This window comes from Sphingobacterium spiritivorum, assembly GCF_016725325.1.
Lineage (GTDB): Bacteria > Bacteroidota > Bacteroidia > Sphingobacteriales > Sphingobacteriaceae > Sphingobacterium.
In genome coordinates this window covers 1,641,766-1,657,245 of record NZ_CP068083.1, presented here as the reverse complement: position 1 = coordinate 1,657,245, position 15,480 = coordinate 1,641,766, and the positions used below count along the sequence as shown (strand labels likewise).

Annotated in this window: 13 protein-coding genes and 1 tRNA gene; 4 read left to right on the top strand and 10 right to left on the bottom strand. The window is 38.0% G+C overall.

The annotated features are described in order from the left end of the window. Positions 1 to 15: 15 nt before the first annotated feature. Complete coding sequence (locus tag I6J02_RS06730; RefSeq protein ID WP_236582333.1) at positions 16 to 993, bottom strand: hypothetical protein; 978 nt, start codon at positions 991 to 993, stop codon at positions 16 to 18. A 203-nt stretch (positions 994 to 1,196) separates the two neighbouring features. Between I6J02_RS06730 and I6J02_RS06725 the strand changes: the two genes are divergently transcribed. Both I6J02_RS06725 and I6J02_RS06720 read left to right on the top strand, forming a co-directional pair. After that, positions 1,197 to 1,676: a hypothetical protein gene (locus I6J02_RS06725; RefSeq protein ID WP_201680997.1), complete on the top strand. Its 480-nt coding sequence runs from the start codon at positions 1,197 to 1,199 to the stop codon at positions 1,674 to 1,676. A gap of 173 nt (positions 1,677 to 1,849) precedes the next feature. Then, positions 1,850 to 2,314, top strand: coding sequence for a hypothetical protein (locus I6J02_RS06720; RefSeq protein ID WP_201680996.1), 465 nt, complete (start codon positions 1,850 to 1,852; stop codon positions 2,312 to 2,314). Between the two features lies 1 nt (position 2,315). Here I6J02_RS06720 and I6J02_RS06715 read toward each other — a convergent pair whose 3' ends face one another. The 4 genes from I6J02_RS06715 to I6J02_RS06700 form a co-directional block, all read right to left on the bottom strand. Continuing rightward, the gene (locus I6J02_RS06715) at positions 2,316 to 3,068 is read right to left on the bottom strand and encodes a LytR/AlgR family response regulator transcription factor (RefSeq protein WP_201680995.1); all 753 of its coding nucleotides are present in this window, start codon (positions 3,066 to 3,068) and stop codon (positions 2,316 to 2,318) included. Beyond that, the gene (locus I6J02_RS06710; RefSeq protein ID WP_201680994.1) at positions 3,065 to 4,108 is read right to left on the bottom strand and encodes a sensor histidine kinase; all 1,044 of its coding nucleotides are present in this window, start codon (positions 4,106 to 4,108) and stop codon (positions 3,065 to 3,067) included. The genes I6J02_RS06715 and I6J02_RS06710 overlap by 4 nt, the downstream gene beginning before the upstream one ends. A 7-nt stretch (positions 4,109 to 4,115) precedes the next feature. Further along, the gene (locus tag I6J02_RS06705; protein ID WP_201680993.1) at positions 4,116 to 4,739 is read right to left on the bottom strand and encodes a hypothetical protein; all 624 of its coding nucleotides are present in this window, start codon (positions 4,737 to 4,739) and stop codon (positions 4,116 to 4,118) included. Between the two features lie 103 nt (positions 4,740 to 4,842). Beyond that, positions 4,843 to 6,987, bottom strand: a complete 2,145-nt coding sequence (locus I6J02_RS06700; RefSeq protein WP_201680992.1) for a TonB-dependent receptor — start codon at positions 6,985 to 6,987, stop codon at positions 4,843 to 4,845. A 481-nt stretch (positions 6,988 to 7,468) separates the two neighbouring features. Here I6J02_RS06700 and I6J02_RS06695 point away from each other — a divergent pair, with 481 nt between their 5' ends. Further along, positions 7,469 to 9,880: a TonB-dependent receptor gene (locus I6J02_RS06695; RefSeq protein ID WP_201680991.1), complete on the top strand. Its 2,412-nt coding sequence runs from the start codon at positions 7,469 to 7,471 to the stop codon at positions 9,878 to 9,880. 53 nt (positions 9,881 to 9,933) lie between these two features. Here the strand turns inward: I6J02_RS06695 and I6J02_RS06690 are convergent, their stop codons facing one another. Further along, positions 9,934 to 10,392, bottom strand: coding sequence for a hypothetical protein (locus I6J02_RS06690; protein ID WP_201680990.1), 459 nt, complete (start codon positions 10,390 to 10,392; stop codon positions 9,934 to 9,936). Positions 10,393 to 10,566: 174 nt separating this feature from the next. Between I6J02_RS06690 and I6J02_RS06685 the strand changes: the two genes are divergently transcribed. Next, positions 10,567 to 10,639 (top strand) — tRNA-Lys (locus I6J02_RS06685). A gap of 56 nt (positions 10,640 to 10,695) precedes the next feature. On the opposite strand, the gene I6J02_RS06680 is transcribed toward I6J02_RS06685, so the two are convergent. The 4 genes from I6J02_RS06680 to I6J02_RS06665 form a co-directional block, all read right to left on the bottom strand. Then, positions 10,696 to 11,436: a DUF5131 family protein gene (locus I6J02_RS06680; protein WP_201680989.1), complete on the bottom strand. Its 741-nt coding sequence runs from the start codon at positions 11,434 to 11,436 to the stop codon at positions 10,696 to 10,698. 9 nt (positions 11,437 to 11,445) lie between these two features. Beyond that, entirely contained in the window at positions 11,446 to 12,528 is a 1,083-nt protein-coding gene (gene tcmP / locus I6J02_RS06675) for a three-Cys-motif partner protein TcmP (RefSeq protein ID WP_201680988.1), read from the bottom strand. Positions 12,529 to 12,532: 4 nt separating this feature from the next. Continuing rightward, positions 12,533 to 14,545: a hypothetical protein gene (locus tag I6J02_RS06670; protein ID WP_201680987.1), complete on the bottom strand. Its 2,013-nt coding sequence runs from the start codon at positions 14,543 to 14,545 to the stop codon at positions 12,533 to 12,535. 295 nt (positions 14,546 to 14,840) lie between these two features. Continuing rightward, complete coding sequence (locus I6J02_RS06665) at positions 14,841 to 15,422, bottom strand: hypothetical protein (protein WP_201680986.1); 582 nt, start codon at positions 15,420 to 15,422, stop codon at positions 14,841 to 14,843. Positions 15,423 to 15,480 lie beyond the last annotated feature (58 nt).

The window sequence follows — 15,480 nt, the reverse complement described above, 5'->3', positions numbered from 1 at the left end:
TTGCATTTTACAGGACTAATCATGTTGTTCACAGATCAGTATATTTGATTGTCCCAGTCTTTGTGATCCTCTGGATGCCGGAACAGCAACATCTCCTGTTGGCAAAAAGTCTATTGTACCGGCTTGTTGTGGTACGTATATCTCTACTGATGTCACAGAATAGCCCTGAGGAAGATATTTGATATAATAACCGTCCGGATGAAAGCTCCAGATGCCTCTCGGAAATTTTTCATTAACAGGAGCGGCTCCGGTAAGCATGGCCAGACTTTCAATTTCCTGATAAGAGGCATTCGCCTTATACATCATCCCTCTGATCTTGTTTTCGATCTCTACAATTGTTTTTGCAGGTTCAGGCAGATTTTGTGTCAGCGACTGCATCGCTTCTCCGCTAAGATAATCAATGACTGAGCTCCCCAGAGCGGACAGGTCTTTTTGACTCAGCAGTATCGCTGCGGTCGCCTGAAGATCCGGAGATAATTTAGTAAAGTTTGTCTTCGCTATAATAGCCCACAACAGCACCTGTACCTGAGATTGTTCGATTTCGGGATGATCTTCCCAGTTTGCGATGAGCGTACGTGCGATCTTTTCTTTGGGGCCTGCGAGTGGAGCGAACAGATAAGCGTCTCCTCTTGAGGGGCCGTAAGTACCTGCCTGCAGACAGAAACTTTTAAAGGTTCCTTTATAAAAACCAGGCTTCAACCGGAATCCTGTAGTTTTGGTATACTGGGCACTTAATGTGCAAAGATCTGTTTTGACAGAATCTTTTCCGAAATCTGCCACAAGCGTTTTTTCCTGGTTGCAATCATCAAAATTGGTTGTGATCGGATCGGATTTTAATAATTTGAGCTGGGAACTGTTGAGTGCCTTGCCGACTCCTTTATTGACGATATCTCCCAGTTTCCCAAATTGAGCCTGAGCACTGAAACTCTGTAATGCGACAAAAAGTATGACCAGTCTGATGGTGGTGCTTTTTAAAGAATATGTATTGTACATCTCTGATTTAGATAGATTAAACTCAAAGTTAATAGAAATATCAGTATGGACAAGATGAATTTTTTGTAAACAAAATCTTAGTGATCCCGTTATCACTGTGTCATAATATGAGATAATGCCTGTTCATTGCTCATGGTTGGGCTCAAATATTGCTGTATGTTAATTTAATGTTGTAAATTTAGTATGTCTAAAAATCCCTCCATATGAAAAAGATATTTCTTCTTTTCGCTGTATTTGCGGTAATACTCTTACCTGCAAAAGGACAACAGGAATTGTCTGCCAGCAAAGGCGGTAGTTCCTGGATCTGGGGCCCGTCTGTGGGGTATCAATACCAAAAGGGTAATTTTTTAAAAGTTTCAGGCTGGGGACTTTTTGCACCCAATGATAATCAGTATATGAAAATTGATGCGGGAGCCAACTTTACCTGGATGATGGATAAGACAACCGTTATTCCCGAGCTTGGATTTACATACTACCTGAGCGATAAAGGTGTATGGCCTTTTCTGAAAGGAGAAATTACACCCTATACCGTTACACCAAAGGCGGGGGTGAGTTTGCTTTCGCTCATTGATATTGGGGTAGGCTACGGGTTTGATATGCAGACGAAGGATAATTTTAAACCCCTGAAGGGCTTTACAACTTCCATCAGTGTTAATGTGCCGTTTAACTTCTTTATCCGTTAATCATCCTGCATCCATAGTAAAGGTTTGACCCATAATATTGTTTCTTTCGGGGAACTACCTGCTCCTGTGGTTAATCTTTGCATTCGGCTTCATTGGTCATAAAAATATATTTCCTCTTTGTGTTTTGATTCGTAAAGTTAATTGGGCAAATTTAATGGAATTAATTTTTCGATATGAGAAATGCTATTCCGATGTTTTTCCTTTTTCTATTGCTCCTCTTTGCTCCCAAATCTCTTTTGGCCCAAAAGAACAAATGGATCTGGGGTCCGTCAGTAGGTTATCAATATCAAAGCGGTAATTTTTTGAGAGTTTCGGGTTGGAATCTGTTTGCGCTGAACTCCAAAGAATATATAAAGCTCGATGCCGGAGCCAACTTTACCTGGATGATGGATAAGACAACCGTTATCCCTGAATTAGGATTTACTTATTACAGGGAGGATAAAATGTTTTGGCCAGCTTTGAAGGCAGAAATTACTCCTTATACTTTTACTCCTAAAATAGGGTTTGGATTGATCTGTTTAGCGGATGTAGCTGTCGGTTATGGATTTAATATAAGCACCAAGTCTCAGTTTAAGCCTATCCGGGGATTTACGGCCTCTGTCAATTTTAATATACCTTTCAATCTCTCCGTTCTTTAAACTACTTTTCGAGCCAGGTTTTGAAATCACTTACCCGTTCCCTGCTGACGATCATTTCCTGATCCGGATCTGGCTGCAGATATATGCGCAGCCGGGAGTTGGAATGTACCGCAATTTCTCTAATACTGTCTATCTGGATAATATGGCTGCGACTGATCCTGAAAAACCGGTTGGGATCAATCATCTTTTCCACCTTATCTAAAGTGATGTCAAGCAAATAGTTATTTCCCTGACGTGTCCACAGGTAAGTTCCTTTGTGTTCACTATAAATACAGGCAATGTCTTGTATATCAATTACCTTGATCGTTTGTCCGATCTTTATGGTAAACCTTTCTTTGTAAGACTCTTTTTTTGTGAGTTTTAAGAGCGATCGGATTTCATTCAGGTCTACAGTCTCTGAACTGCGCTGCAATTTCAGAAATTTTTCAAATGCAAACTTCAGTTCTTCCTCAATAATAGGTTTGAGCAGATAATCAATACTGTTCATCTTGAATGCACGCAACACAAACTCATCATAGGCAGTTGTAAATATGATCGCGGATTGTACAGTCACCTCTTCAAAGATCTCAAAGGAAAGTCCGTCAGACAATTGTATATCCAGAAATATAAGTTCCGGTTCCGGATTGGACAAAAGCCATGCTTTAGCTTCTTCTACCGAGTGCAGAAGTGCAGTCACAGCATATCCCATATTTTCTACCTTCCGCTTCAGCAGGCGTGCAGAAGGCATTTCGTCTTCTATAATTATTATATTCATGATTCAGATTTTACAGACAGCAGCGGTAAGCCTACTTCAAAGTTTCCGTTTTGATCGTTAATAATGACCTCCTCAGTAGTCAGCAATTGGTAACGACTGATAATATTGCTTAATCCTATACCTGTAGACTCCGCAAGCGTTTCTTTAGGTTGCAGATTGTTGCTTACATATAGATAGTTATCTTTTTTGACAATCCGGATATGCAGTTTCCGGGCAGCGCTGACCACATTATGTTTGATTGCATTTTCGATAAGCAACTGCAGAGAAAGGGGGATAATGTTTTCTTCTTCTTCCATATTGCTTTCATCAATCTCTACGATCAGGGCTTCCTCAAAACGAAGTCTGAGCAGATTGAGAAAGATTTGTGCAAATCTTAGTTCCTGTTGTGCGGGTACCAGTTCTTTGTCTTTTTGCTCCAAAACATAACGATAGATACGGGAAAGTGATGTAGTGAAGTCCACCGCCTTTTCCGGACTCTCTTCAATCAGTCCGGTGAGAACATTGAGACTATTGAACAGGAAGTGCGGATCAATCTGATTCTTAAGAGACTCAAATTGAGCGGTGGCATTTCCTGCAATCTGTTTCTGCTTCTGGATCTGTGCATTTTTATAAGCTTTATAGAAATAGAAAGCATAAAACCCGAGACCAACGACTAAGGCAATAAGAGTTGTCATGATATAAGTCGCTAAGTGCTGCCTCAGCAGAAATTCGGTGAATGAAAGCTCTCCGAAAACAACCTGAAAAAAGCAATTGACCACAAAGACCATCAATACAGTAATCAGGATACTACCTGGTATAAAATACGATAACCGTTTACGCCACAGGTTATCATTGGGTACTTTGCTGTGAATATAGGCGGCCAGATTGCTATTTAGCATATATCCCATTACCCCATAGATCATTCCGATCTGTGCCCCTCTGGATTTGTAAAACTGAATATCCAGATTACCGTAAGTGATGAGATAATAGGCCGAGAATAATAGGGATATGCCCGCACTTATTACTATTCCCAGAAATAATGATTTAAGAAAGGCTTTCATATCGGTATTATTTACTTGAACAGGAAGAAACGATCTGCTCTGCTTGCTCTTTTCCCCAGGAAGGAGCAAAAGCGGTCTCGGATTTCTGTGTTTCGAACAAATGTAGAGCTTTCTTTATACTTTCACACTCTGCGCTGGTATCCTGATGGAAATATTTCTTGGATTGCATCTGAAATTGAGCCAGATTCAGGATAACCCTTGGGTTTTCCGGTGCAATAGCTTTCGCTTTTTCGTATGTACCGATAATCAGCGGCGACAATTCCTGTGCTTTAGTCATAGGGTCTGTCGTGAGTTCAGCCGTATAATTCATGGCTTTCAATACCAACCATTCCGGGTTGTTATGCTGTGCAGGATAAGCATCCAGAATAGCCCTGGCTGTTTTGATCAGACTCATCTTGCTGTCGGCATCTTTAGCATTGAATGCGGATAAAATGGTAATAAAGGATTGGTAGTAAGCTGGTATCCAGTTGTCTTTTTCTACCTGTGCGATGCGCTCGAACTGGGCTGCGGCTTCTGTGTTTTTGCCGGATTGCCAAAGTTGCATTCCATTAGCCATACCTTTTTCATAGGCGGTCTGCGCAAACATAGAGTTTGTAATCAGCAGCGCAAGGAGTAATAATGTTGTTTTCATAATATGTTGTATTAAAGTTTATAATTCAAAAGTGTAAAGTCTGCTGTCGTTGTACAACTAATAATAACTGAACTGTCGGAAAACCGGGATGAATTGTCAGATACTACAGATTGTCCAGTTGGTTATCTTTTTTATTTCGGCTTATTGTCATAAAGAATCCTATAAATACAAATCTTTTAGCGACCGGAGTGATTGCCTGACGGGCAAATACACCCTGCGGTCCAGCCTGACTGGCGTAATTGTAACCATAAACAGGTTTATTACCCAGAAGGTTACTAACGGAAAAGAACAGAATCTTCTGCTGGCTAAGTAAATAAGACCAGCTCATCGCAACCTGCGAATAGCCTTTTGTCTTCTGTTGCATAAAGTCCGCCGAATTTGGGTCGTTATAAGGTCTTCCGGATACGTAGCTACCGGTAAGACTAAGTTGAGATTTCAGGTCACTGATCCAGTATTTGCTGACGACCGACAATGCATGATCGGCAACATAAGACGGAGTCACTTCCAGAGGATAGTTGGCTTCCTGGCGACGGGTATGCGTATAACTGTAAGAAACCCAGTACTGCAGATTTCGGATACTCGTATTATCCCGGTACAGGATATCCACACCTTCCGCAAATCCTTTTCCCCTGTTACTGTACACGCTTTGATACGTAGGACGGGCTGTATTGTATTGTACCAGCTGATTATACGTTTTTCGGTAAGCTTCAATACGAAGAGTTCTCCCTTTGCTTTCGTACATGTAATTGAGGATAAAATGTCTGGATGACATCCAGTCTAACCGATTGGCGTATTTGAGTACATTCGGGTCTGCCTGTTGATGAAAATCTCCATAAGCCAGTGAAAGCTGACTGGATCTGTTTATCAGATAGCCCAGTGATACTCTGGGTTCCAGAATCACTCCATCCTGCAAGTTTGTCTGACTCGCACGTAGTCCAAGTTTTGTAATCCATTTTGTACTGATTGCATAGTCCGTCTCTGTATACAGCGCTCCGATTTGCGAATTATAACCATACGCAAATGATCGGTCAGGATCTGTATAGTGCTCTTTATACCGGGTATAAAAAAAATCTCCTCCGAAGGATGTACGTAAACGTTGATGCCAGGTTTTAGAAAGCTTTTCCTTGACATGCAGACTGAAATCCTGATTCGGGATATAGCTTTCATTAAAATAAGTGCTCGTGTTTTTGCGGTCTGCGCCTATTCCGGATTCCATCCGCCAATCATTGGATAGTTTTTGTTTGTAATTGATATTCAGATAGATATTGTCTGTTTTTTGTTTTACATATACCGGATCGGTGTAGTCGATATGCTGCTGGCGCAATGAAAACCGTTCTATATTGAATGAACCATATACATTCAGAAAGCTGTTTTCGGACTGATGACGATAGATCATCTCACCGGACGCGCTTTGATAGGGATCTATCCAGTCCAGTTGTTGGTTAATCAGTTTTACATAAGGTCTGAGGTTAGAGTAGCTACCGTTGAAGCTGAGGGAGTTCCTCTTCCAGGCTTGTGTGGTTCCGAGACCTACACCAACCGAGGAAAGGGACAATTCAGTCTTCGGATCTTCTATTTTATCTGCAGTATTAAGCAGCAATACTCCTGAGAGTGCATTTCCATATTCGGCAGAGTAACCTCCGGTAGAGAGATTGATCCCTTTGAATAAGAAGGGAGAAAACCGTCCCCGGACAGGAGAATCATTAGGCGCGGATGTATATGGCTGACTGGCCTGTATACCATTTACATATGTACTTGTTTCGGATGAAGATCCACCCCTTACCATTAATCTTCCGCTTTCTCCGGCGACCTGAGCTCCGGGAAGTGTGGCCAGTCCGGCAATTATGTTGCCCATGCTTCCAGCTGTAGTAACAATTTCTAAAGGAGTCATTACACTGCCTTTGGCTTTATCTCCGGCCTGCAACATTCCGGCAGAAATAGCAATTTCATCCAGTTGAAGCGCTGCTTCTGCGAGTTGAATCTGTAAAACAGACGTTTGTGTAGTGTGTATAGTTAAAAGAGCGCTTTGATATCCTATAGCTGTTACTTTCAATTCTTTTGAGCCGGTTTCGGTGGTACGGAAGCTAAAGTTTCCGCTGGAGTCCGAGGTGGTACCATCATATGTGCCGATGAGATATATACTTGCACGGGGGACAGGTCTGTTGCTTTTATCTGTAATACGGCCTGTGATCTGGGTTTGTGCAAAAACTGCGGTCTGCATAAATAATAAAAAAATCAATACTCTCATGTGGTTAATAAATTTGATATAAAGGTGCCTCCGGAGACTCGTTTTGGCAAAAGAGAGTGCCTGAATTGTCAGAAAACCAGGATGAATTGTAGGAAGAGCACAAAGAGCTAACTTTTACTCCTGTTTCTCATCTTATTTTTTGGAATATAAACTATTTCTGTACTTTTGCGTAGAATTAATCTAAATAAGAATAAAGTATGCCCCACTATCTGAATATGTACCCGTCAGGGATGAGATATGTTTTCTTTAAAACAGAAAAAGTAATGCATTCCCATCAATAGGCTTTGCTTTTACATGTCTTTCCGGGTTTCCATATACGGTCTTTTTCTTATGTACACAATTTGCCTTTTCTGAATATGCCGGTTGATTTTATCATGGCAGGAATGCGCACAATGAAGGTACAGGTGTATAGCTTCTTCTTTCCGAATTACACAAAAACCAAATTATATTATTACAGAACATTACTATTCTAATTAACATCATGAGATCAGTCTTTATTATTTTATTGTGCTGTGTATTGCCCTTAACCGGTGCGGCACAGAAACAGGAACGGGTGCGCGGAAAAATTATGCTCACAGATCAGGTACCCGTTAAGGATGCCCTGTTGCGATTATTAAATACCTCTTATCAGTCCAGAACCGATAAAACCGGTGAATTTTATCTGGATAATGTTCCTCCCGGAGAGTATGTTATACAGGTAACGTTGAACGATATTGAAGTGCTGCGGGAGAATATACAGCTTACAGCAGGTATGGCAGAACTGCCAACGATCTATGCCACTAAAAAGTACCATGATCTGGACGGTGTGACCGTCTATGGTTACCGACGGAATAAGTTTCTGGATAAGGATAGCACCACAGCAGCCAAGATGCCTTTGCGTTATCTGGAAAACCCACAGGCGCTGACCAGTGTCAATCAGCAGATTATGAAAGAACAGCTGATTACAGATCTTTCGGATGCCCTGCGAAATGTACCGGGAATGGTCAAAATGCAGGGAAGTCCGGGGCGCGGCAGCGGTGACGGTTCATTCTATTACAGTCTGCGCGGATTCCCGACCAAAGTATCGATGGTGGATGGTGTGCCGGCGACGACTAACGGGGAAATTGATCCGGCAGATATAGAACGTGTAACGGTATTAAAAGGGCCATCCGGAACGTTATACGGGGGTGCGGTTACTTCATTTGGAGGATTGGTCAATATTATGACCAAAAAACCAAAGGATTATTTTGGCGGACAGGTTTCTTATTTTCTGGGGAGTTATAACCTCAACCGTCTGACAGCGGATGTATATGGACCGGTGACCAAATCCAGAAAGACACTTTTCCGTTTCAACTCGGCTTATCAGTATCAAAACGGATTCAGAGATTCGGAGTTCCGAAAATCTTTCTTTGCTGCACCGACATTCAGTTATGAGGTCAACGATAAACTGACCTTCAATCTGGGGGCACAGCTGTATAACTACGAAGGAACGAATACGCCGATTATCTTTTTTGCAAGAACACGTCCGTTTTATGCGCATACACCGGATGAACTGGGTTTTGACTGGAAGCGCTCTTATTCCAATAATGATATGACGCTGAAGGCGCCATCCATCAATATCAAGGGTGAAGTCAACTATAAAATTTCAGAAAACTGGACCTCCCAAACATTACTTTCCCGCAATTTCAGAAAAACAGAAGGCTTATACCAGTATCAGTTTATCCGTGGCAATGACAGCGATGCGCTGTTGGAGCGAAATGTACAATGGAACAATTCGGAAGGTAGTTCTACGAGTGTACAGCAGAATTTTAACGGTACATTTCATATCGGAAGTATTAAGAATAAGGTGTTGATCGGTCTGGATTATCTGAATCAGTCTACCCGAAACAACCACTCTCCGATAGTAAAATACGATACAATCAATGGTCGGGATCTGGAAAATGATTATGGTTTTATTTCCCGGGAACTGGCTACAGCCAGCATTCAGAAATCTAAATCGCCAATGGTGCGTAATTATACCTCCAGTAATATTTACGGAGCATACCTGTCGGATGTGGTATATCTGACAGATCGCTGGACGACTTTATTGAGTTTGCGTGTCGATCATTACAACAGCCGCGGACAGTTGAATCTGAATAACAATGTGCGTACAGGAGAGTTTAAGCAGACAGCCTGGTCGCCAAAAGTGGGCATGGTCTATCAGGTACTGAAAGATCGCCTGTCGACTTATGCAAACTATATGAACGGATTCAGCTATGTGGCTCCTGTAACGCAACAATTACCGGAATATAACGGTAATCTGAAACCGCAGATGGCCAATCAGTGGGAGGCAGGAGTGAAAACAAATCTATGGGAGAACAGATTTAACCTTACAGCATCTTACTATGATATCACGGTTAATAACATGTCCCGTGATATCGCCGTAGAACAGGGCGGTAAAGAATATCTGATCACTATTCAGGATGGTGAACAGCGCAGCAAAGGTCTGGAGTTTGAACTGATTACGAACCCGATTGCCGGATTGAATATTATGACAGGTTATACCTATAATGACAGTAAATTTCAAAAAGCGGATGCTTCAGTAGAAGGTCGTCGTCCGGGATCAGCAGGTCCGGCGCATGTCTTTAATTCATGGGCGAGTTATGTCTTGCAGACGCGTGTGTTGCATGGGCTTGGATTTGGATTTGGTGTCAATCGTGTAGGCGAACAGATCAGTGAGGATAAAGTGGTGACAGGACGCTTTACTTTCCCTGCTTATACGCTGATCAATGCTTCTGTTTCTCTGGAAAAAGAGAAGTACAGATTCGGATTCAAAATGAATAATCTGGGTAATGCCCAATATTTCGCCGGACAGGGAGTGGTGGTCGCACAGATGCCACGCAATTTTACAGCGGAGCTGACCCTGAAGTTTTAAAATACAGAGAGGAGAATTCTTTCTTACATGAAATGTATAAGCCGGTTGCAATTCTACTCTGCAACCGGCTTTTCTTTTACTTTGTCGGCCGTAACATGTAATAATGAAGTGAAAAACAGAGAAAATCCGGCAATATAAAGCAGGTAGACCAAATTGTGATACCATACTGTCTGCCAGATATTACTAACCATACCCCATAGTATTCCACAGATTACGAGCAAAAGGGAAAATATCAGCCATTTTTTTAAAAAGGACGGCTCCCTGCCTTTATGCTTGTAATAATTCTTTATAAACTGAAACGGCATAAGGATGAAGAGCAGAAAAAGAACCGGCATTAAGGGATAAGCCATCGGGTGTAATATGATTTTGCTTATATATTCACCTGCAGATTCATATGTCGTATCATAATACTGGTAATTGCCGCTGAGGATATTGCTCCATTCTCTATAAGAGATAATGACAGGAAAAATAAGCAGTGCCGTCAGTGTATTGATAACTATTCTCAGAAACATAATTCAGGATTATTTCTTATGCAAGTTAAGAATAAGAAATGCTATCACATGGTTAAAAATTTTTGTATTCGAAATAAAGGGTTTTCCTGTACAACAGCGGTGTAAAAAATTCTTTAAAGCATTTGTTTTATTGGTGTACAACTGTAACTTTGTTTATAGCCCTCGAGCAAATCTGACTTCGTAGCTCAGTTGGTAGAGCAACAGACTCTTAATCTGTGGGTCCTGAGTTCGAGCCTCAGCGGGGTCACTTTCTGAAAAGAACCTTTTTCGTAGAGAGAAAGGTTTTTTTAGTTTTCGAGACCTTTAAATGTATTCAAGATCTGGCTCTTCATTCCATTCTTTACCATCAAGAACTCTTCCATTCGCTTTTTTGCTTCGCTTAACCCCATCGACTCCCCAAGTTCCCCATTGTTTAAAAAAGAATGCTATATTTTGGTCATTGCATTGTTTCAAAACTTTTAATGCCCATTCAGGCTTCATCGGCCTGGCCTTTGATCCACTTTCCCCACCAACAATGACCCAATGGATATTTGATAAGTCTAAAATACCTAAATCTTCTAACAAAGGTTCTATTGAAAGAAATCTAATTTTCGCTTCAATTTTTCTGAGTATATCTATTCTTTGCTTTGCTTTTTGAAACTCTACAGTAACGCCTAACCAAACATTCTCTGGAATCGATCTGGTTTTACAATATTTTTCCAATATAAGCTCTCTCTTTGTTAAAATTTGATATGTATGATACGGTGTTAAACGAATTATATCAAAAACCCTATCTAAAAATTCGAATGGCATTTCTTCATGAAATAAATCACTCATAGAATTTACAAAAAACTTTGTAGGCTTTTTTATTTTAAGGGGCATTTCTAAACGATCTGGCATAAGTGTAAACTCAAAACCATTGTCATAACCTGGTGCTCCCATGGCTTTTAAGCGCATCGCCATAGATTCAGCGTAACAATGTTTACATCCAGAAGTCACTTTATTGCAGCCTGTTGAAGGGTTCCAAGTTGCTTCAGTCCATTCAATTTTTGAAGTAGCTTTCATACTTTTTGATTAAAATATTTCTATGAACTCATTCTTTTTTAATTTATGTAGGTTCTTTGTAATTAAAATATCATTGAACGTAATTTTTCTCTTATTTTTTAGTTCAATTAAAATTTTATTGGCATCTTTATAAAGAAAGCCCTCACTCAATGTATATAAATATATTTCTTTAATACCTTTCATGTTATTTTCAAATATTTGCTTATGCAATCCTTTTTCAAAAATATCAATCTTTTGAGGTATATTTAAATCATCAAATAAAAAGGGGGTTGTTGTATTTATTTTCTCATTATCAATATCATAATTAGCCTCTCCCCTTAACTTATCTTTTTTCCAACATACATTAAGAAACTTTTCGATTCCTAATGTATGATGTGTTCCAAAAATTAAACCATAAATATTTCTTTCTTTCTTAATTGAAAACGGTGCTAAATAATACTGTTTTTCGCTTGGAATGAAAAGTTTATAATGTTCTAATACTTTTCTGTGAATATGATAATAATGGGAATTCTCAAGAAAAGACCTATCAAAATTGAAATATTTTTTAAATTCATCTGTATTAGAAAACCTTTTAAAATATGACGATGAAATGAATAGTAAAAAATCTGTCTGCTTTAAGGTGACTATTTGTCTAAATAAGGGTTCAGTAATCTCTTTTATACCATTTTGATCAAAAAATAAAAAATTTGCAGACCCTTTCATTGATAGATAAAGCTTATCAAAAGTAGATTTAAAGTCGGAGTTGTAAGTTTTTATTTCGAATAAATCATCTTGTTGTGAAGTATTTTCTACTAAAATGTTGAAATTATCAATATTTAATTCATTTAAGTGTAAGATTATTTTCAATTTATTTTTTAAAATAAGTTCCTTTAAGGATTTAATTACTTGGATAAATATTAAAGGACTACCATCCTTTCCTTCTTTATCTTTCCCCTGTCCAGCGAAAAAATCAAAAATCTGTATTGTTCTCCATATAGGCTGTTTTTTTGCTACAAAAACCGGGAGCCATTCTTCAAAGTATTGCCTTACAATATCTAACTTTGTATTCGTTCCCTCATCAAAAGGTTTCTGAAATAGGTTTTTAACTGGCATAAAACTATTTTTTGGTTTTCAATCCTATTTCAATAACTTGAACAAGTTCTTTATATGTTGATATATTTTCTAACTCTTTACTTTCTGGAAATTTTGTCAATAACTGTTCTTTTAAGCTTTTAAAAAGCTTATCTTCTGATACTTGAGGTTTTATGTTGGTGCGGATAAACGTTTCATCTTTAATTGACATATAGGGCTCATAAAGCTTGAAATATCCTCTTCCAACAGCACCCTGAAATAAAAAAAGTTCTGGGTTAGTTTTCATCTCATTTCCTGCTTTCAAAATTTGTTCTTTGGCAATACCTGGATAGGGGTCAATGTAGAATACTTTCTTAATTCCAAGTTGAAAAGCTTTTTTGGAACATAACTCACATGGACTAGCTGTTGTAAATAAAATGCCTCCATGTAATGGTTGTCCACCGAATTTAGAAATTTGTAACATTGCATTTTCTTCTGCATGAAGAGATCTAGTATGAACTTGATTCTCTTTACCTTCAAACGCATTATGAAAATCCTTAAAACAATATGGGCAATTATGTCCATTTAAATTATTAAAGAAATTATCTTCCTCACCATACACATCTATTAGTGTCTCTTTCACTTTTTCTTTAAAAGTCTTACCTGAATAATTACCGCCATTTTTTTCGTAATCAGAATAGACATTAATTCTCTGATTTAAAGCTAATTCTTTTAAACTTCTTAAGGAGCATGGAGTTTGTCCTTGTGGCACTTCGTTCCATCCTAATGATTTAACAGAGTAACTGGAATCTGTTACCACAGCCCCAACTTGTCTTGATATACACCCTGAATTATACTTTGAACTAAAAGCTACCTGCATAGACCTCTCAATTGCTGATGGAGTAATTATGCCAGGTTTGTAAATTAAGGCTAAAAATTTTAAAAGTTGCATTTCTAAATTTAAATATCTATAATTTTCACTTTCATACTTAATAGGCTCAATTTCAGGATCCTTACTGTTATAGATGTAGTAATCTGCTTTTTGTATACAATTTTCGAGATCTGGAGTGGAGAATTTTCCAGCTTTAAAATCTTTAATTTGATAGTGAGCATTATCTATTTCTTTTATCTTATCAATGATAGAAGATAGCTTTGCATTACTGAATCCTAGTTGTTCAATCTTGTTTTTAAGATATTCGTTAGCTTGTTGTTCATCACGACTTGATGCTATCAAATAAAAACCTGAGTATCTTTCTCTAAAAAAATTGATTTCCAAAGAATTCTTTAAAGAATCAATTATAATTCTATTCCAACCAATAGCCCCTCTGTTTAATTTAATGATATTCTTAATTGCCACGGCTACTGTAAAAATACTCTCGGTTTCTCTTTTCTTATTATTATCTTCAAAAGTTATATGTCCAGAAGATCTGAGATTGCATGCTATATCCTGTAAGAAAAGTTGACGAGCTACAATGTCAATTTTATCAATTTTTTCAAAGAAACCTTTAGCAAAAACACTGAAATTATTAAAGAATAAATCATTCAAAAAATTTAGGTTCTCTTTTTTAGATACACCGCTTTTTAAAAGATCAAATAATTTATCAAAACTAATAAGTTCAGAAATATTATCTTTTAAATATCTAAGGATCTGTTGTACAATTTTATCCGACAAATCGTCTTGCCCTAATCGTCTAGTGACATTTTGGTTTAAATTATAAAGCCTGTTGAAAAGATTGATAAGTAAATCTAAATTTAAATTTGAAAAGTCATTTGAACATTTTTTCTGTAATTCTTCTAGAAAAAATAATAATAAAATATCACGGTATTTTATAACGGAAAATTTACGCCATTCATTTGTTGAATCATTTAGGATATTCTTACAAATATTAAATTTTTGAATTTCATTAATATGAAGGTTTTGTGGAACAGAAATATTTTTGAATGGGTTTTCACTTGATTTTAAAAAATCACAAACATCATTACATCCCCCTCCCGTTCTCCCAGTAAGGCCAACAACTAAAAAGTTGTTTCGCAAACTATAAAAATTATCTAAACTCATTTTTGATTAATTAATGGTTGTAAAAAATCCAAATCTTATATATTTGGAGGAGAGCATAATTTATTGTTAAATAGTTTTAGTGAATATACAAAATACTTAACAGGTTTGAAGAAAAGGAAGTTTAAATTATTTAAAAAAAATTATATTATTCATCTTTTGTAACAACCGAAAGCTCTTAAAGTCTATATGGCTTATTATATTCTAACATTTTTCTCTAAATATTTAGTTAATAATGATCACTTTATTGAATTTTTATATTCAAGCATCCTATTTCCATATAGGAAAATTATTGCTTTTATTTCCCTAATCTAAAGCCAAGTGTTACACCACCTACAAAAGTAAATTCACTTATACCATCATAAAAAATTACTCCGGGACCGATGCCTACATTCATCATGAAACGCTCTCCATAGTTCCGCTGAATTCCCCACATAGCACCCACTGCCATAAAGAAATCAGGCACATATACATTATCACTTTTTAGTATGGAAGGACCGCCTGCTGCAACTACTCCGGCAATATAATTTCCGGAGTTATGTGCTACTTTTTTTCCTTTTCTAAGTCTTTTGTTTAAATCGTAATAATGTCTGACTTGCACATCAAGCGCAGGACGGATGACATAACCCCATTCTGAATCTTCATAATGGTAGTCGTTAATTGTTATGGATGAACTTCTGTATAAAACGCCTCCTGCTATAGGGCCCGATAAACGTAATGTAGTTTTTTTTCCAATACCCTTTTCGTAGGAAAGATTGGTCAGTAAATTATAAGCAAATTGGTGATCCTCTACCTGAGCTTCAACATCCGTATTTGTTTGCGCAAAAGAGGTGCCGGCGAAAGCTATCGCCATAAATGTTGTGATAAAAATTTTTTTCATTGATGGTTAATAATTTGATCTTGCGAAGATATAAAAATTGATAATGATTAATATCAGT